Source organism: Variovorax sp. 05L425, from assembly GCF_056397705.1.
On sequence record NZ_JBFTNY010000008.1, the window covers coordinates 152672 to 171724 of the forward strand.

Here is a 19053-nt window from a genome sequence, read left to right on the forward strand (position 1 = left end):
TCTATTTCTTCTTGAAACGCTTCAGTCAGGTTGGCGCTCTATCATTGACTCACATTTGGAGCAATTATTAATGACTCAGAGCTACAGCCAGATTCAGAAACAGATCCAGGTTTTGCAACTCAAGGCCGAAAGACTGCGTGACAAGGAAATCGAAGGCGTGGTGGCACGCATTCGTGTTGCCATCGAGCATTACGGACTGACTCCTGAACAACTGTTCGCGAGAATCCCCACCGAACGCAAGACTCGCGGATCAGCCATTGCAGGCGCGCGCGCAGTACGCTACGCCGACGGAAAGGGAAGCACTTGGGGCGGCATTGGCAAGCGACCGGACTGGCTGCGTGAGGCCCTCGCGGCAGGACGATCACTCGAAGAATTCGCGACCAACGCGGTCGCAAAACCGAATGGCCGCCGAGCCGCCGTGAAACGGAAGAAGTCCCGGGTTCTTTACCGGGACGATGCCGGCCACACCTGGTCAGGCATGGGACCTCGGCCGCGTTGGCTCAAGGAAGCCATCGAAGCCGGAAAGACATTGGAAGAGATGTCCGCCTGAAATCGCCCGAGGGCGTGCGCGTCTCCTGATTCGCGGGCATTGATTCCGTGCGTGGCGGACTCTGCCGGATGATCGATTGCCCGGTCTTTCGGCCGGCCCGCCTCCTCCTTCTTGCGGATGGACAGCAGCCACCTCGCTGTGCTGAACTCGCACACCGCCGCGATGGCGCGGAGGCATGCGAGGGACCCCGCAATGGACGACCAACAACAACGCGCCACGGCATGGCTGTCATGCGATCTCGCCGAATTGGCTGAGGAGATGCGGCTGTACGAGACGCCTCATTGCAAAGACCCCAAAGACTCCAAAGACTCCAAAGACAAGCCGCACTTCGATGTCGTGATCGTCGGCAGCGGCTATGGCGGCGCCATGGCCTTGAGCGAACTTGCAGGCCAGGGAATCGACGGTATGCCTTTGCGCATCGCAATGCTCGAGCGCGGCAAGGAGTACCTGGCGGGCGCCTTCCCGTCGCGCATGGGGGATCTGGCGGGCCATGTGCGATTCAGCCGCGCAGGAACCGGTGCGGTGCATGGACAGATGCCGGGACTCTTCGACCTGCGGATCGGCGGGGACGTCAATGTGGTGCTGGCGAACGGGCTGGGAGGCGGCTCGCTGATCAACGCGGGGGTCATGGCCGCCCCGCTGCCGGAGGTCTTCCAGGACCCTCGCTGGCCCGATGGCATCAGGAACGATGCCGATCTCCTGCCTGCGATGACACAGGTCAGGCGGCAACTGGAGTCGACGTCGAGCCAAGCGTTCTCCGGTCGTTCCGACTTGATGACAGTGCTGGGACGAGGATCTGCGCATGCCGTCGACATCACGGTGGCACAGCAGGACGACACGAAGAGAGGCATCAAGCATTGCACCGGTTGCCGCGATTGCGCCACAGGCTGCAATGAACGAGCGAAGCTGTCGCTCGACGTGACCTTGATCGCGGACGCCTGCGCGAGGCATCCGGAGCCGCTGCGTATCGTGACCGGCGCGACGGTGACAACCTTCGCAAGGCTGGGTGAGTACGACTGGAAGGTCTCCGTGACGCACACGGATACCGAGCTGCGTCGCCACATCCGGGTGCCCTATGTGTTGCGCACGAGGTGCCTCATCCTCGCGGCAGGCGCGCTCGGCTCCACCGAACTTCTCATGCGTGCCCGCAAGGACAAGCTCGCGGTATCGGCCGTGCTGGGCGAGCGCTTTTCGACCAACGGCGACAACCTGAGCACCATCTACCGACAGGCAGCAGCCGTGCCCTCCGTGGTGGATCAGGACGGACCGACGATCACGCGGATGATCGACTTGCGCGAAGCGCACAAGAGGCTCAAGGCAAGCGATTCGCCTGTCGTGATCCAGGACCTGGCCATTCCGGCGGCGCTGCGTCGCCTGCTGGAAGAAAGTGCCACCACCGTGGCCACCATCCGGTCGCTGACGACGGCGGACACGCGACGCTATGTAGGTGGTGAGGACGAGCACGACAGCGCCGGCATCGACAAGGATGCGGTCGACAACAGCCTGGTGGTGGCGGTGATCGGGCACGACAGCGCGAGCGGGCGGCTCTCGCTGCCGCCCGACGCGCCCGAAGGCACCAAGGGCAACAAGGGCACCCCAAAAGCCACCCAGGGCACGCTCGGCGTGGTTTGGCCGGAGGTGCGCGACGACCCAAGCTTCGAGCACCATCAGGACATCCTCGAGCGCCTGGTGGCCGATCATCTTCCGGGCGCGGCCGTTTTGCCGAATCCCGTGTGGCGTCCCCTGCCTGACGTGCTGGAACAGCTTTACGGCGTGGCTCGTGGGCCGGTCCTGACGGTCCATCCGCTCGGAGGCTGCGCGATGGGGGAGACCGTCGCGACCGGCGTGGTCGACGAATACGGCCGTGTCTTCGAGGGCGATGCCAAGGGCGGTGTACACGAGGGACTGGCCGTGCTGGACGGCTCGATCATGCCGACTTCGCTCGGCATCAATCCGTCGCTGACGATCGCGACCCTGGCACGTCGCGCGATCCGGCAACTGCGGGTTAAATGGGGCTTCGCTCCACTGGATGCAACCACGCACCCGCTGCGGTCACCCGCGGGCTCGACGCCGCCGAGGCCCGTGTTCACTCATCCGGCGGCACCAAGGCCGGTCCGGCCGACCTGCATCGAGATGACCGAGCAGATGAAGGGAAGCGTGACGGTCGAGTGCGACGGCAAGTCGACGCCGCTGGATGTGGAACTCACGCTCTGGTTCAAGCCGACCCCGATTCCCGATCTGATCGCTGCGCGCTCGAAACGGCAACTGGTCGTCGATACGACGCGCAGCCGCGTGCGGCTGTTCACGCCCTCGCCGGCCCGAGCGCCCGTCATCGCACTGGGCGCGCCCACCGACCCGGGGACGCCGGCGCAGGACCTGGTTCTTGAAGCACCAATCAGCGGCGACCTGACCTTGATGCGCCATTCGCCGTCCGGCCGCCTGTTTCGCACGATCTCGGGGCTGTGGTCATGGTTTCGCAATCGCGGACTGCGCGACATCACGCAATCGGTGGTCGACAGGCTTCTCGGGAAGGCTCCCAAGCGCAAGACCAGCATCTGGACACTCGTCAAATCCGTGTTCGACCTGGCCTCGCGCGCGGCCGATACGAGGCTGCTCGAATACAAGCTGGAGCTTCTCGAGCCCAACCAGGTGGCGAAGTCTCTCGGCCTCCCGATGCACTGGGAAGGCCAACGCATCCGTGCGGTCAAGCGCTTGACCTACGAGCACGCCGCGAATCCGGCCAACCAGTGGATGTATGCGGACCTCCTCGAATTTCCACATCGCGACCCCGGGGACCCGTGCAAACCACTGGCCGTCGACCTGCCCTACTTCGGAACGGTCAACGTTCCGCTGGTGCGCGTCGTGTCGCAAGCCGATCAGGCGAGCGCATTGGTCGACGTCGCGTCGCTGCTGCTGTACGTGGCGCGGGTCATGCTGCCGCTGCATGCGTGGTCGCTCCGGCTTCCCGATCGTCCGGAGCCTCGTGTCGCGCAGCGCCTGCCGGGCGCCATCAAGGGCCTGCCGGCGCCCGAGATCGTGGAACTCACCGTCGACGTGCTCAGGAATGGCGACCCCGTCCGCCTGCGCCTGACGCGCTACGGGCCGGGGGCCAGGCGCGACGCCAACCCGGTGATGCTCATCCATGGCTACAGCGCCAGCGGCACCACCTTCGCCCATCCGCTGCTGCCGGGCGGCGGTCTCGCGGGTGCGCTGCACCGCGACGGACGCGACGTGTGGGTACTCGATCTGCGCAGCAGTGCAGGCATGCCGACCGCGCGAGAACCATGGTTCTTCGAGCAGATGGGTTGCCAGGACATCCCGCTCGCCGTCGATTACATCTGCCGCAGCATCCGCGAGGAGCGCAAGGAGCGCAAACAGGGCGAGGAGTGCAAGGTGCGCGTCGACATCGTCGCGCACTGCATGGGCGCCGCGATGCTGGCGCTGGGACTGTTCGGGGATCGGGTGGAGCCCGGCGTCGACCGTTTCCCGGCGCTGCGGAAGGCGCTGCCGGATCGCCTGGGATGGCTGGTGCTGTCGCAAGTGGGCCCCGCGCTGGTCATGTCGCCGGCCAACATGGCCCGCGCATATCTCATGCAATGGCTGCGGCAGTTCGTCGGCCTGGGCAGTTTCGAATTCACGCCCGACAAGCCGGGCGTTGCCGACGACATGGTCGACCGCCTGCTCGCGGCGGTCCCCTACCCGCCCGAGGATTTCGTGCGCGAGAACCCGATGTGGCCGCCTTGGGAACGCACGCCCTGGGTCGGCGCGAGGCACCGCATGGATGCGCTGTACGGCGTCACCTTCAAGCTCGACGGCATGTCCGACGCGGTGCTCGCGGCCATCGACGATTTCTTCGGGCCGATGAATCTGCAGACCGTCGCCCAGGTCATCGCATTCGCACGCTACGGCGTGGTGACCGATCGTCGCGGCAACGGCGCATGCATGGTGCCAAGCCGTATCGCCAAGGTCTGGCAGACGGAGGAACCCACGCACCGCACGCTGTGCCTGCACAGCACCGACAACGGGCTGCTCGACATCGCGACACGCCGGAGGATGGCCGATCTGCTCAATGATGCGCACTGCGGAGGGCAGTCGATGGAGTTCCAGGACATGGGCCATCAGGACAGCCTGATCGGCGGCCATGCGCCGATCGTCTATCGCGCCATCTGCAAATTCTTGTCGAAGGAATCGAGCCATGACCACGAACCCCGGGTTGACCCCTCGAGCGCTGCTGCACAAGGTGCTGCCGCCGAGGTCCTTCGCAGCGCCGCCCAGCCTCGATGACGAGAAGCTCACCTGCCGGGTGAGTTTCGACCAGCGCAATGGCGTCCCGGCGCGGGCCGTCCTCATGCGGGTCGAGCGGTACGACGATCAATGGAAGATTCTGCAGGATGGGCGGCCCATCGATCTGCCCGATGTCCGCCGAATCGACGCCGAAGAGGTCGTGACCGGTGTTTCCGCCGACGGCATCGTGACCGCCACGCCGACCTGGCCGCCGGGCGCCGATCGCGCGGTACTCCTGTTGATTCATCCGCAGACGGCCATCCGCGGCGATATGGACTACGACGAAATCGTCGATCACAAGGAGCCGGTCTCGCTCGAAGGCGGCGTCGTGACCCGCCACGGCGCTGCCGCGTATGAGGCGAATACACACGCCGCCTTTGCGGTCAGCAGTTGCCAATACCCCGCCGGCATGCTCGACGGCAGCGTCCGGGTGAGGAGCCGCGCGCTGGACGACCGCTACATCGGTCCCTCGGAACGATCGCTCTGGCGACTGGGCGAGCGCCTGGAGATCGACCCCTCGATCCGGTTCACCGTGCTGACGGGCGACCAGGTGTACGTGGACCGCACGGCGGGGCTTTTCGATCCCAGCAAGCTGCTCGAACGGCTCGCGTTCGCGTACGAGGCCTTCATGCTCAATGCCGGCTTGCAGCGCGTGCTGCGCGTGGCCGGCACCGACATCTTCCCGATGCTCGACGATCACGAAGTGTCCGACAACTGGGAGCCCCGGCCTCGTGGCTTCGGCCATGACGAAATCCAGGACGAGATCAAGCAGGCTCGGGACCAGTACGTGGAGCGGCAACGGAGCATGTGGCCGCTGTCGATCCGGAAGAGGTTGAACAGCGAACAGAACACGCAGAACAAGCGGAACAAGCCGTTGTGGGCAGCGACGGAGGTGCACGGCTACCCGTTTTTCTTCACCGACGTCCGCACACAGCGAACGGGCCGGACGATCGAAAACCTGAGAGACGGCACGGCCACCATCCTGGGACCGGACCAGCCGAAGGATCTGTTCAATTGGATCCAGCAGCAGGGCCCCCAGGACCACCCCAGCTTCGTCGTCTCGTCATCGATCCTTCTGCCGCGCTACCTGTCGATGCAGAGATGCGCCGTCACCAGCGAATGCATGGGGTTGGCCCTGCAGACGGATTCGTGGTCGGGATACCCGAATTCGCTACACGATCTGCTGGCGTGGGTGTACGACGCGAATGCGCAGCGGATGGTCTTCCTGTCCGGCGACGAGCACCTGTCCATGCTCGCGACGATCACGATCGAATGCGTCGACTCGCCGGGCAAGGTGGTCACCATCCATTCCATCCACAGTTCGGCGCTGTATGCGCCCTACACCTTTGCCAATTCCTCGGCAGCGGACTTCGCGTCGCCCGATTGCTTCGCGTTCGACCACGGCATCGGTGCGGGCAAGCGGCGATTCGTGTGCCGCGTCACGACCTTCTTTCCCCACAGCGGCGACGGCTTCACGATCGTCCGGCCTTGCCGGACCGGGGCTTCCTCCTGGCGCCTCGATGTGGAGTTCGACGGCGCCGAGGGCAAGGTCAGGCGAACGATTCAGCTTTCATAGGTCCGCGACCCGCTTCGACGGCGCGACCCATGGCCTGGATCAGCTGCACGCCGTCCACAGGCTTGTAGAGCACCGTGATGCCGGCTTTTCGCGCATCGGCGATGCGCCTCGGTTCGGTCTCGCCCGTGATCATCAGCCCCGGCGCATCGCAACCGCGACGCTTCAACGCCTCCCATGCGTCGAGACCGGATGCGTTGTCGCGCAAGCGGAAGTCGATGAGCAGCACGTCGGGCGCGAAGCCCCCCTCATGAATCTGCTCGGCTTCCTTTTGGTCGCTCGCCGAGCGCACCTCCCAGCCGAGCGTGGACAGCAAAGTGGTCAACGATTCCCGGATCTCGGGCTCGTCGTCGATGAAGAGGACCCGCCTGCGCACGCTGGCCGGGTCGAACGCCGCGGCGGCGCGATTCAATTCCACGCCCGCGCGCGCGGGCGATGGAATCCGGGGTAGCGAGATCTCGAACACCGCGCCCTGCCCCGGCGCGCTGTTCATCCTGACTTGGACCGCGAGAAGGTCGGCGATGCGCCGCACGATCGCCAAGCCGAGCCCCAGTCCGCGGCTGCGATTGCGTTCGGGGTTGCCCACCTGATAGAACTCCTCGAACACATGCGCCTGCGCCTCGATCGGAATGCCGGGCCCCGTGTCGGACACGCGGATGCACACTTTCTCTTCGTTGGCGCCGTCCGCGAAAGCCTCGATCGACACGTGGCCTTCGCGGGTGAACTTGATCGCATTGCCCACGAGGTTCTGCACGATCCGGCGCAGCAGCGCCACGTCGGTGCGCACCCACAGGCCCTTGTGATGGCCGCCGAGGCACCGCAGATCCAGATCTGCCGCATGCGCGACCGGCGTGAAGGTTTCGCAGGTGTGGGCCAGCAGTTGCATCACGTCGACTTCCCGCGACTCCGCCCGCACCGCCCCGGCGTCGAGCTTGGAGACTTCGAGCAGGCTGTCGAGCAGCGAACTGCTTTCCGACAAGGCGCGGCGGATGCCCTGCCCTACCTTGTCCAGCATCTCGTCGCCGCTCAGGCGTGCGAGTTCCTGCACGGTCGCCGCGTTGTACGACAGGGCCGTGAGCGGTTGCCGCAGATCGTGGCTCGCGGCGGCGAAGAACCGGGTCTTGGCTTCGCTCGCCTTTTCCGCCCGGTCGCGTTCGCGGCGCAGCGATTCCGACAAGGTCACCAGGGTGACCAGGGTCCGTCCCTCATCGCGCACATAGAACGTGAGCACCGTGAACAGAAGCACCAGCAGCGTCGCGATGGCCGTGCCTTCGATCGTTCCGCGTGTGAGCCACGCGATCGACAACGTGCCACCGAGGATCGCCGCCCAGCCCACGTAGCTGCGCAGATGTCCGGTCACAGGCGAGATCGCGCCCACGGCGCTGCCGACGAAGATCATCGTCAGCACGTAGTGCAACTCGCTCACCGGCCGGGCGAAGATCATCAGCACCACGCCGGCGCGCAGAACGGCCAGCACGACCATGGCGGCGGCCGAGCGCGAGAGCCATTGCGCCGGCGTGACGCGACCCGGCTCGCCGAGCCACAGCAAGTAGACGACCCGGATCACGTGTGCCGTCGCCATGATTCCGAACCAGATCCATGCATAGGCGCCGAGGCCGGCCTGCAGGGCGACCCATGTCACGAAGCCGTCCGCGAAGAGAAGCGGCACCAGCAGACGCCGGAGCTGCTGGATCGACAGCCGCGCCTGCTCGGCTTCGACGAGCGGTGTGAGTTCCGCGGCCGGCAGGCCGACGCTCGCGTCAGTGATCACCTGCGCCCCTGACGCGAGCCTCGTGCGCTGCTTCTCCCCGCTTGTGTACGCCCACGATCTGAAGGATGGCCCGCACATGCGTCTTCACCGTGGTGTCGGAAATGTCGAGATCGCGCGCGATCTGCTTGTCCGATGTGCCCCGCATCAGCGCGCGGAAGACCTCCGCCTGGCGGGGCGTCAATTCGGGATAGAGGGCCTCGACATCGATGGGATGCACGACGCCGCTGGGCGGTCCCTCGCCTGCACGGCCGGCGTGTCGTGGGGGGCGGCTGACCCCGCCGCGAAGGGCCACGCGAACCGCGTCGAGCAGCGCGGCAGGGTCGGCGCCTTTCGAGACATAGCCGGCAGCGCCGAGGGCGAGCGCCCGGTCCATGACGACGTCGCGGTCGTCGCCGGAGACAACGATGATGGGGGTATGGCTGTTCGTCTCGCGCAGGGCACGGATGGAGGTTTCGCCGTCCTGCGTGCCCAGCCACCAGTCGAGCAGGACCAGTTCGTACGGAAAGGTCTCGATCAGGCGCTTGGCGCTTTCGAGATCCCGCGCCTTGTCGAGCGAGGCGTCGGGCATGATCAATTGAAGCAGGAGCTCGAAGGAATCCCCGACGAGTTGATGGTCTTCGATCCAGAGCGCGCGCATTCAGGTGTCTCCCGGGCTGCCTGCAATACCGAGCGAATATCCCGAAGGCCACGGCAGCCGGAACGCAACCTGGGACGCGAAGCTGGCGCCAGACTACCACTTTGCAAATCCCGGCGGGGTCCTTCTTTCGAAGGAGTGACGGTGGCCTCGATCGGCGGCATTCCGGCCACAGGCGCCGACTATGGCGCGGGTACCGCGTAGCTCTGCAGTTGCGCCGAAATGGCCTCGTTGAGCTGCTGCAGGGCCGCACTCAACCTATGGACTGCCGCGGCCATTTCTTCCCTGTCCCCCGACTTGAACGCCGCTTCGATTTCCTCGCATCCACGCACGACCTGGCCGGCCTTCACGATGCCTGCCGCACCCTTGATCCGGTGCGCGCAAGCGGCCGCATCGCGAAATGCGCCGGACCGGGCCAGCGCCTGCAATTCGATCAGGTCGCTGAGATTGGTCCGCAGCAATGCATCGAGGAAGCTGGCTTCCACCGCGTCATCGCCACCCGAACAGGCTTTCAGCGATCCCGCGTCGAAAGGCTCGTCCTGACGCGCCACGGACGGCTCCGACGCCAGGTTCAAGAGATCGCCCTCGCCAGGCAGGTGGCGAACGAGCGCCTGAAGCAGTTCGTCGATGCCGACAGGCTTGATCAGACACTCATCCATGCCCACGGACAGGGCATGGCGCCGGTCTTCTTCTTGCGCGTGTGCCGTGCAGCCGAGCACGGGACCGGGTGGCAAGCGCCGCCGATGTTCCTGGGTGCGGATGGCTGCGGTCAATTGGTAGCCGTCCATGACCGGCATCGAGCAATCGGTGATGACCAGATCGAACACATCGTCGCGCCACATCCGGAGCGCCGCCTCGCCGTTGTCCGCGGCCGCGCAGCGAAATCCGAGATGCTCCAGCTGGCGCTGGAGCAGCAGTCGATTCGCCGGGTGATCGTCGACCACGAGGATGTTGTAGCGACCGCGCTTGCGCAGCCGCGGGAGCGCCTCGGGCTCGCCCAGGATCGCCGGCACGGGCGGGGCCAGCACGGGCAGTTCAAGGGCCACACGCACGCAGGTGCCACGCCCCGGCTCGCTGTCCACGGAAATCTGGCCCTTCATCTTCAGGCAGAGGCGCTGAACGATGGGCAGTCCGAGCCCCGTACCCCCGTTGGTGCGCGGCCCTGCCGATTCGGCCTGGAAGAACGCCTGGAACAGGTAGGGAACGTCTTCCGCCGCGATCCCGATGCCGGTGTCCTCGACTTCGAGCGAGATCGCCTCGACATCGCCGGTCCTGCCCGCGTGGGCAAGGCGTACCCGGATGCCGCCGCTGTCCGTGTATTTGATCGCGTTGCTGACGAGGTTGTTGACGATCTGTCGGAAGCGCAAGGGGTCGGCCTCGTGCCACATCGAAATGGCAGGATCGAACGCCACCTCGATCGACAGCCCGCGTTGCCGCGCGAGGCAGTCGAAGACGCGTGCGACGTCGCTGACGATGCGCCGAAGCTGCGTGGGCTGCGGCACGATCTCCAGCCCGCCGGCCTCGATCTTGGAGATGTCCAGGATGTCGTCGATCAGTTCGAGCACGGACTTGGCAGAGCCGTGAGCCAGCTCGATAGACTCCTTGTCTTGCGCGTCGAGATGTCCCTTGCGCAGCAGCAGTTCGAGCGTGCCCATCACGGCGTTCATCGGGCTGCGAATCTCATGACTCATGGTCGCGAGGAAATTCGACTTCGCCCGGTCCGCCGTCTCGGCCTTGGTGCGGGCGGACTCGACCAGTTCGAGCAGGTCGTAGCGCTGGGTCATGTCGACGACGCCGGCCACCACGGCGACGGGCGAGCCTCCGTCATCGAGAGAGATCGGCGCGGCCCAGTGAAAAACCTTCTGCGCCTTGCCGCCGAACGTCAGGTCGATGTCTCCGCTCACGGGCAAGCGCTCGTCGAAGACCTTGCGATACCGCCGCTCCATCGCCTCGGCGACCTCCGGGTTTTGTGTTCCAAGTGGAAGCTCGGTGAGCTTCTTGCCCAACAGCGTGTCCTCGGAAGCGCTGCAGCCGCGCCTGAATGCCTCGTTGCACAGCGTCAGTCTCAGGTCGCGGTCGCGAACGGCGATGGCGTGAGGCATGCCGTCGAGCATCGCCTGGCGGAAGGCAAGTTCTTCACGGAGCTTCTTCTTCACGGCGAGCGTTCTGCGCATCTGCTTGCGCAGCGAGCGGTTCCAGATGGCGAAGATGCCGAGACACACGAGCAGCACCGCGCCGGCCCCGGAGCCCCAGCGGTAGTAATGGCTCCAGTCGGTCACCGGGGGGTGCAGCAACAGGAGGCAGGTCGGATACCAGCGGGCTTCATGTGATCAGTTGATGCCTGCGCGCGATATCGACCAGCTCGACGATGGTGGAGATGCCGAGCTTGTCGAAGATCCGTGCCTTGAAAGTGCTGACGGTCTTGTTGCTGACGAGAAGGAGGTCGCCGATTTCCCGGTTGTTCATTCCGCGTGCGAGATGCTGCATGACCGTCAGCTCGCGATCCGTGAGGTTCGACAGGGGCGACGCGCCGGTGTTCGTGAACGACACGATGGCGGAAGTCGGAAACACGCTGTAGCCCGCCACCACCGACTTGGCGGCTTCCGCCACCTTGCGCATGTCGTCGCCCTTGCTGAGGAAGCCGCCGGCACCGGCCTGCATCGTGCGCGTCGCGAAGATGGTTTCCTGCTGCGCCGACAACACCAGCAACTTGATATCGGGATGCTCGGCCCGGATGCGCCCGATGAGGTTGAGACCGCTCATTCCGGGAAGGTCCAGATCGAGGATCACGAGAGTCGGCAACTTCTCGCGAATGATCGCGAGAGCGGGCTGTCCGGAGGCGGCTTCGCCCACCACCTCGAATTCGCCGCTCGCCTCGAGCGTCGCCTTGACCGCGAGGCAGATTGCGGGATGGTCGTCGACCACCACAACTGAGTACATGTCGCTTACTTTGGGCTGCATTGAATTGAAACTCAGTGAATGATCCGGGCGCGAATTGTTGGCGGCAATTCGCGCAGAAATTGTGCGATTGGATAAACCGTTGCGCGACTACCGCTATTGCGCATCCGGTCGGTTCAATTTTCCATAGATTGAACCGCGACACATCTCTGAATGACGAAGGAAATTTCTTTGTCCCACGCAGAAACTTCTGATCCATCCCGTGCGAAGCTTCTAATTTTGACAATCATTGGGATGAATTGCGCAGTAGTTCACAGGCCAATGTTCCGCCAAGTCGTTGGGATCGTCCGAATCTGAAGCCCAAGCATTAGCGATCGTCATTGGAAAAGAAATTTCTGATGACCTCCAGAGAATTTGCTGATGGATTCCGAGAGTCGATCAAATCAGAATCGACGCCCTTTGAATCTATTTGCAAAAAACATGGGCCGGACTGAATTGACGATTGATGGGAGGCGGGCTTTCGGGCACTTGAATTGGCGCAGTCCGGGCATCGGGAAGCGCAGGGCCCGGATCCAGCTGTCGGTACCGGAGCTCTCCTGATGGGGCTGATCGCCTTGGTGTCTCTGGTGCCAGTCGTTTTGTGCGCCCTGGTCTATTCATGGCCAGGTCTATCGTCCGCGCACCGTGGCCGGATGATCCGCTTCGAGCCAACGGAACCGATGTCTCGCGAGCAGCTGTTTCAGTCCATGCTCAGCGCCAACTTCGCGCTGCTGTTGCACGATGACTTCAATCAGCTCGGCAGCGCCCTGCCCGACGAACAGGCACGCGAGAGCCTCGCTATCCATTGGGGCGTGGATTCCATGCCCACGTACCGGGTCGAACTCGAGACCCAGTTGCGGCGCCTGGGCGATTCGCAGATCCGCAGGGCACTCCCGACTGCAAGACCACGGACGAACGTCGAGCATCCGGAATTCGTGACGCCGCGCGTTCCCGCTGGACACTTCGACCTGCTCACGCACGATCAGATCAGCGTGCTGGCTTGGGACATCCAGCAACTGGCTTACCTGGTGCGCCTCGGTTACAAGGTCGACTATCTGCCGCGCGACGATGCGCAAGCCATTCTTCAAGACGTTGCCGCGCTGGCGCGTTCACACTTTTCATCGTGGAGCGACTATTCGCTGTCGGCACTCGTGGGGATGCGCCTACGCGGTCCGATGGAGATCTTCGGTGTGTCCGAATGGAACCGCTTTTCGCAAACGCACGCGCTGTTGCTCACCGGTCGCGCAGGATCCCCGCTCGCTGAAGCGGCGGCGTGGCGTGACGTTTCGTCAATCGGCGACGTATCGGGCGGACCGTTCGGCGCCGTGCCCGCTCCGGGCCTCAATGTGTAGCGAACGCCGCCAGATTCAACGTGAGCGCCCCCCAGCCCCGGAATTTCAGAACGAGGCCTTGACACGTCGTCGCTCGGTCAACGCCTATCGACGCCTTGGCGTTGAGGGCTTCTGCGACACAAGCAAGGATCGATGATGGGAACGCTCGGGTGGGTTGCGTTGGCGATGGGCGCCGCTGGAATCGTTGTCTTCATGCGCCACAAGATCGGCAAGGAGATCGACCGGGGTTGTCCATTTTGAGGAACTCTGCGTGGCGATTTGCGCAAAGTACTCGATGACCCCATAGGCACTTCAGTACTTGTCCGGGACGCGGTTGTAGGCATATTCCGGCTCTCTGTATCCCTTCGCCTTCTGCCTGGGGGGAAGATCGACCTCTGGGAAATCGATTCCCTGATAGGGGACCAGGCTCAGAAAATGCGCGATGCAGTTCAGGCGGGCGCGTCGCTTGTCGTCGGCGTCGACAACGAACCACGGCGATATCTTTGTGTCGGTCGCAGCGAACATGGCATCGCGCGCGCGCGAATAGTCGTACCAGCGCCGGTGCGACTCCAGATCCATGGGACTCAGCTTCCAGATTTTCCGGGGGTCGTTGATGCGCTCCGAAAACCGGCGGGTCTGTTCTTCCTTGCTGACATCGAACCAGTATTTGATCAGGGTGAGTCCGGAATCGATGATGTCCTTCTCCCAGGCCGGACAGAGTCTGAGAAAGCGATGGTATTGGTCGTCGGTACAGAATCCCATCACCCTTTCGACGCCCGCACGGTTGTACCAGCTCCGGTCAAAAATCACGATCTCTCCCGCTGCGGGAAAGTGCTCGAAGTATCGCTGGAAATAAATCTGGCTGCGCTCCCTCTCGGACGGCGCAGGAAGCGCAATGACCCGGAAAACGCGCGGACTGACGCGCTCGGTAAGCCGCTTGATCACACCGCCCTTGCCCGCCGCGTCCCTGCCTTCGAAGACGACCATGATTCTCGCGCCCGTGTGCTTCGCCCAGAACTGCACCTTGACCAGTTCGGCATGCAGCAGCGCGATGGCCGCTTCATACTCCCGCCGCGAGAGCTTTGGCCTCGGATCTGACTGCGGGCGTTCGCTCCGGCTGGACTTCCTGTCTTTTGCGTGGCTCATGATTTCACCATCAACTGGATGCGCTAACGAAAAGCTTCCGTGGTCTTCGCGATCGCCCTGGAAAACTGGGCGATCTGCCTGAATTGCTCGATCAGATCCGCAGCCAGCCGGTAACTCAGCACGTCGGTTTTGTCGGCCAGTTGGAGTTTGCCAAGCAAGCCCTGGCGCGCCGTTTCCGCCAACGCTTCGATTTCCGCCTTGGCTGCGATGACCTGAGACACTTCGCTCTCGTCAGGCTGGCCTATCGTTGCAATGGCCTGTTCGAGGTTGCGAATGATGGCGTCGCCAAACTTGGACGAAGCCTCATCGCGCAATCGCGCCAGGTCAATCTGTTGCGTCAACCTTTGCTGACTGACGGCGACCACACCGGTTCCGACAACGCCGCTGACGCCTTCCAGATTGGTGGCAATCTGTGCGAGCGCGACCATCTGCCGGCCTTCCTCCTCGGAATGCTCCACCTGCGACAACTGGCCGATGTAGTGAAGAATCTCCGACGCCAGCTGGTCGGTTTGCTTGTCCTGCTCCAGCAGGCGATTGATATCCTCGATGCTTCCGCTGGCGACCGTGTTCCGGCTGCTACGAACGATTTCCAGGACGTGCTGACCCAACCTTGTCAGCTCCATGCAAATCCGCTGAAGTCCTATCGAGGGTACCGTCAACGACGACTCATCGAGGTAAAGAGCTTCGCCAACCGGCTTCACTTCCGGCGACCGCCTTGGAACGATGAACTGCGCAAGCCTCGCGATCGGCCCGGCGAACCAGATCAGCACCAGTGTGCTGACCACACTGAAAATCGTGTGGGTGTTCGCCACCTGGCGCGGCGTCTCGGCGGCCAGCCGCGCAATGCCCTGCAGCTCCGGGTAGGAGGGTGAGACATGTCGCACCAGGTCCGCCATCTGCGGGATGAAGAAAACCCAGAAGAGCACCCCAAGCATATTGAAGAGAAGGTGGACCACGCCAACCTGGACCGCCTCGGCCGGCTTACCGATTGCGGCGAGTAGCGCCGTTCCGCAAGTGCCCACGTTGGCGCCGAGAATCAGGGTGATGCCCGCCTCCAGCGGCATCAGCCCCTGACTGGCAAGCGCAATCACGACGGCAAGCGTCGCTGCGGAACTTTGAACGACAGCTGTGAAGATGGCGCCCACGGCAATTCCCAGAAGCGGGTTCTCCATCGTCTGCATCGCGTCAATAAACGGCTGAAACGTCCGCAGTGGACGGGTTGCGTCTCCCATGAACTGGATGCCCAGAAACAGCAACCCGAGACCCATCACGGCGCCGCCGAGGTGCCGCGGCAGGTCGCGGCCCGAGAACGCATGAAGCAGAAAACCCAGCGCGAGCATGAACGGCGTCAGTCTCGACACGTCGAAGGCAATGATCTGAGCAGTGACGGTCGAGCCGATATTGGCGCCCATGATCATGGGCACGGACTGACTCAACGTCATCAGTCCAGCGGAAACGAAGCCGACCATCAGAACCGTGGTGATCGTCGAGGAATTCAGCAAGGCGGTCACGAAAGCCCCGGCCAGAACACCGCGGAACCGGCTCGCGGTCAGCACACCTAGCAGGGCCTGCAATCGGGACCCGGCGATCGCCTTCAGGCCATTGGTCATGAACTCCAGGCCGAGGAGAAAAAGAGCAAGGCCACCGACCAGCAATCCCAGCATGTGGACCAGGTTCAGGCTGATCGGTTCGATTTCGGCGGCAGAAGGAGTCATCGCGCGTTCTTGATGTGTTTCCCGGAAGGAACCCTCGCCGGACAGCGGCCTGTGCATTCCGATTTCCGTCCAGACCGCCAGATTACCGCCTGTGGCACGCCGTGTCGAAACATGGGTGCCCCGAGGTGGCGGCGGCGCCGTGATCGGCATGGAAAAGCCGACCAGGATCGCTACCATGATGACAGCCGCTTGGGCGACGCTCATCGACAGCATGAAGAGAATGGCCCTCTCGACGACGTTGTTGTAGACCATCGGCCCTCGCGCGCACGGCTGAGCTGAGTGAAGTCGATCGGTAAACCGCCGGGTTCGTCGGGGCCTGTGGCTCGGCAATAACGGAGCATGCGAATGAACACAGCAGCAACCGCCAAATCCGCTAGCGATGCAATTGCCTGGCACTCGTGGACCGCCGACGAGGTGGTGAAGCGACTCGCGACCAGCGTCGCGAACGGCCTCGAGGCGGGCGAGGCCTCGACCCGTCTGCAGAAGTACGGGCCGAACCGGTTGCCGGAAGGAAAAAAACGCGGGCCGCTCATGCGCCTTCTTTCCCAGTTCAACAACATCCTCGTCTACGTCCTGCTCGGCGCCGGCTTCGTGAAGCTGATGCTCGGCCTATGGCTCGATGCCGGGATCATCTTCGCCGTCGTGCTTCTCAACGGGCTGCTCGGCTTCATGCAGGAAGGCAAGGCCGAGAAGGCGCTCGACTCCATCCGCAACATGCTTTCCGCCGAGGCGAGGACGACGCGAGGCGGTGAGACGCGCATGATCCCGGCTGACGACCTGGTGCCCGGGGACGTGGTGCTCCTCGAATCCGGCGACAAGGTGCCTGCGGATCTGCGCCTCGCTGACGCGAAGAACCTGCGCACCGAGGAGGCGGCGCTCACTGGTGAGTCGGTCCCGGCGGAGAAGACCATCGACGCAGTCGCCGAAAAGGCGACCGTGGGCGACCGAGAGAACATGGCTTTCTCGGGCACGATGGTCGTGTCGGGCCGCGCGACCGGGATCGTGGTCGCCACCGGCAGCGAGACCGAACTCGGCAAGATCAACCAGTTGCTCGCTGGCGTGAGCGCGCTCGAGACACCGCTTCTGCGCCAGATCAAGCGACTCGGCTACATGATCACCGCGGTCGTCGGGGTCGTGAGCGTGGTGGTGTTCGCCTACGGCCGCTGGGTGATGGGCATGGAGTTCGTCGAGCTGTTCCAGGCGATCGTCGGCATCGCGGTGTCGCTGGTTCCGGAAGGCCTGCCGGCTCTGATCACGATCACGCTGGCGATCGGCGTGCAGCGCATGGCGAGTCGCAACGCCATCATCCGGCGCCTGCCGGCGGTGGAGACCCTCGGCTCGGTGTCGCGGATCTGCTCGGACAAGACCGGCACGTTGACGCTGATGGAGATGATGGTGGTCTCCGCCGCCACGGCGGAGGTCGAGTACCAGATCAGCGGCAACGGGTATGCACCGGAGGGCGAGGTCAAGCAGGACGGGAAGCCCGCCGACAAGAGCCCGGTGCTCGAGTTGCTCGGCCGCAACTCGCTTCTCTGCAACGACGCGGAGTTGTTTCAGCAGGAAGGGGTGTGGAAGGTCGAGGGCGACCCGACGGAAGGGGCGCTCTATCCGTTCGCGAGCAAACTCGGGATGGCGCGGGAAGCCGAGCAGAAGGCCTGGCCGCGGATCGACGCGATCCCGTTCGAGTCGGAGCACAAGTTCATGGCGACGCTCCACAGGGGCGCCGACGGAAAGGAAATCCTGCTCGTCAAGGGCGCGCCGGAGATCATGCTCGAGCACTGCGATCGGCAGCAGCTCGCCGACGGCAACCAGGCGCCTCTCGATCACGACCGCTTCATGAAGGTTTCGGACAAGCTCGCCGGCCAGGGCGAGCGCGTGCTCGGGCTCGCGTGGCTCGAGAGCCCAGGCGTAACGGCAGGCAGCCTCGGCCCGGCGGACCTGCCCCGGAACCTTGTTCTGATTGGCCTGATTGGCCTTCTCGATCCGCCGCGGAAGGAAGCCATCGAGGCGGTGAAGGAATGCCACGGCGGCGGCGTGCGCGTCACCATGATCACCGGCGACCACAAGATCACCGCTGCGGCGATCGCGAAGATGCTCGGCATCGGCGACGGCAAGACGGCAGTCACTGGTGCCGAGATCCAGGAGATGAATGAGGCGGCGCTGCAGGAGGCGGTCCGCAACGTCGACGTCTTCGCGCGCGCGAGTCCCGAGCACAAGCTGCGTTTGGTCAAGGCGATCCAGTCGAACAAGCAGATCGTGGCAATGACCGGCGACGGCGTGAACGACGCGCCAGCGCTCAAGAAGGCCGACATCGGCGTTGCGATGGGCATCAAGGGCACCGAGGTGACCAAGGAGGCGGCCGAGATGATTCTCGCCGACGACAATTTCGCGTCGATCGGCGCGGCGGTGAAGGAGGGACGGACCGTCTACAACAACATCGAGAAGGCCATCCTGTTTCTGTTCCCCACGAATTTCGCCCAGGCGCTGGTGATCGCGGTGGCGATCTTCCTCGGCTTCACCCTGCCGATCACCGCGCCGCAGGTCCTGTGGGTCAACATGGTCACATCCGTCGCGCTCGGACTGGTGATCTGCTTCGAGCCACACGAGGCCGACGTGATGACCCGGCGGCCGCGTGCGGTCGACCGTCCGATCCTCACCGGCTTCGGGGTCTGGCGCGTCATCTTCGTGGGGCTGGCGCTGCTTGTGTTCACGCTGGGGGCGTTTTTCTGGATGAAGGGGCAAGGTGCATCGGACGCGCTCGCCCGCACCGTCGCAGTCAACGCAATCACCATCGGGCAGTGCTTCTACCTCCTGAACAGCCGCTACCTGCTCGACAACGCGCTGTCGATCAAGGCGCACTTCGGCAACAAGTACCTGCCGCTCGGCATCGGCGCAGTGGTGGTCCTGCAATTGCTCTTCACCTACGCGACACCGTTCCAGCGGCTGTTTGACAACGAGGCGATCCCTTTCTACGCGTGGCCGTGGCTCATTGCGGGTGGCTTCGTTTTCTTCCTCGTTGTCGAACTCGAGAAGTTCATCATCCGCTCGAGCAGCGGGTTGCGGGGCGCCGTCACGGCAGTGGAGGCGGGTGCGTGACCAGTCCGGTGAGCTA

Annotated in this window: 11 protein-coding genes; 5 read left to right on the forward strand and 6 right to left on the reverse strand. The window is 64.0% G+C overall.

The features are described 5' to 3' along the window. The first annotated feature begins 70 nt into the window (after positions 1-70). From AC1DN9_RS11765 to AC1DN9_RS11775, 3 genes are all read left to right on the forward strand, one after another. Entirely contained in the window at positions 71-550 is a 480-nt protein-coding gene (locus tag AC1DN9_RS11765; protein WP_478100252.1) for an H-NS family nucleoid-associated regulatory protein, read from the forward strand. A 192-nt stretch (positions 551-742) separates the two neighbouring features. Further along, positions 743-4834, forward strand: coding sequence for a GMC oxidoreductase (locus AC1DN9_RS11770; protein WP_478100254.1), 4092 nt, complete (start codon positions 743-745; stop codon positions 4832-4834). Further along, on the forward strand, positions 4746-6410 hold the full coding sequence (locus AC1DN9_RS11775; RefSeq protein ID WP_478100256.1) for an alkaline phosphatase D family protein: 1665 nt from the start codon (positions 4746-4748) through the stop codon (positions 6408-6410). Before AC1DN9_RS11770 ends, AC1DN9_RS11775 begins: the two co-directional genes overlap by 89 nt. On the opposite strand, the gene AC1DN9_RS11780 is transcribed toward AC1DN9_RS11775, so the two are convergent. From AC1DN9_RS11780 to AC1DN9_RS11795, 4 genes are all read right to left on the reverse strand, one after another. Continuing rightward, positions 6385-8178, reverse strand: coding sequence for a sensor histidine kinase (locus AC1DN9_RS11780; protein ID WP_478100258.1), 1794 nt, complete (start codon positions 8176-8178; stop codon positions 6385-6387). The genes AC1DN9_RS11775 and AC1DN9_RS11780 overlap by 26 nt on opposite strands. Next, positions 8168-8815 carry a response regulator gene (locus tag AC1DN9_RS11785; protein ID WP_478100259.1) on the reverse strand — a complete coding sequence of 216 codons (648 nt, stop codon included), beginning with the start codon at positions 8813-8815 and terminating at the stop codon, positions 8168-8170. The genes AC1DN9_RS11780 and AC1DN9_RS11785 overlap by 11 nt, the downstream gene beginning before the upstream one ends. A gap of 179 nt (positions 8816-8994) precedes the next feature. Continuing rightward, complete coding sequence (locus AC1DN9_RS11790; protein ID WP_478100261.1) at positions 8995-11091, reverse strand: response regulator; 2097 nt, start codon at positions 11089-11091, stop codon at positions 8995-8997. A gap of 43 nt (positions 11092-11134) precedes the next feature. After that, positions 11135-11752: a response regulator gene (locus tag AC1DN9_RS11795; RefSeq protein ID WP_478100263.1), complete on the reverse strand. Its 618-nt coding sequence runs from the start codon at positions 11750-11752 to the stop codon at positions 11135-11137. Between the two features lie 677 nt (positions 11753-12429). Between AC1DN9_RS11795 and AC1DN9_RS11800 the strand changes: the two genes are divergently transcribed. Then, positions 12430-13101: a DUF1266 domain-containing protein gene (locus AC1DN9_RS11800; protein WP_478100265.1), complete on the forward strand. Its 672-nt coding sequence runs from the start codon at positions 12430-12432 to the stop codon at positions 13099-13101. Between the two features lie 291 nt (positions 13102-13392). Here the strand turns inward: AC1DN9_RS11800 and ppk2 are convergent, their stop codons facing one another. Together ppk2 and AC1DN9_RS11810 are read right to left on the reverse strand one after the other, a co-directional pair. After that, complete coding sequence (gene ppk2 / locus AC1DN9_RS11805) at positions 13393-14226, reverse strand: polyphosphate kinase 2 (protein ID WP_478100267.1); 834 nt, start codon at positions 14224-14226, stop codon at positions 13393-13395. Between the two features lie 23 nt (positions 14227-14249). Beyond that, complete coding sequence (locus tag AC1DN9_RS11810; protein ID WP_478100269.1) at positions 14250-16193, reverse strand: Na/Pi cotransporter family protein; 1944 nt, start codon at positions 16191-16193, stop codon at positions 14250-14252. A gap of 93 nt (positions 16194-16286) precedes the next feature. Between AC1DN9_RS11810 and AC1DN9_RS11815 the strand changes: the two genes are divergently transcribed. Further along, a complete protein-coding gene (locus AC1DN9_RS11815; protein ID WP_478100271.1) occupies positions 16287-19037 on the forward strand; it encodes an HAD-IC family P-type ATPase in 2751 nt (916 codons plus the stop codon). The last annotated feature ends 16 nt before the right edge of the window (positions 19038-19053 follow it).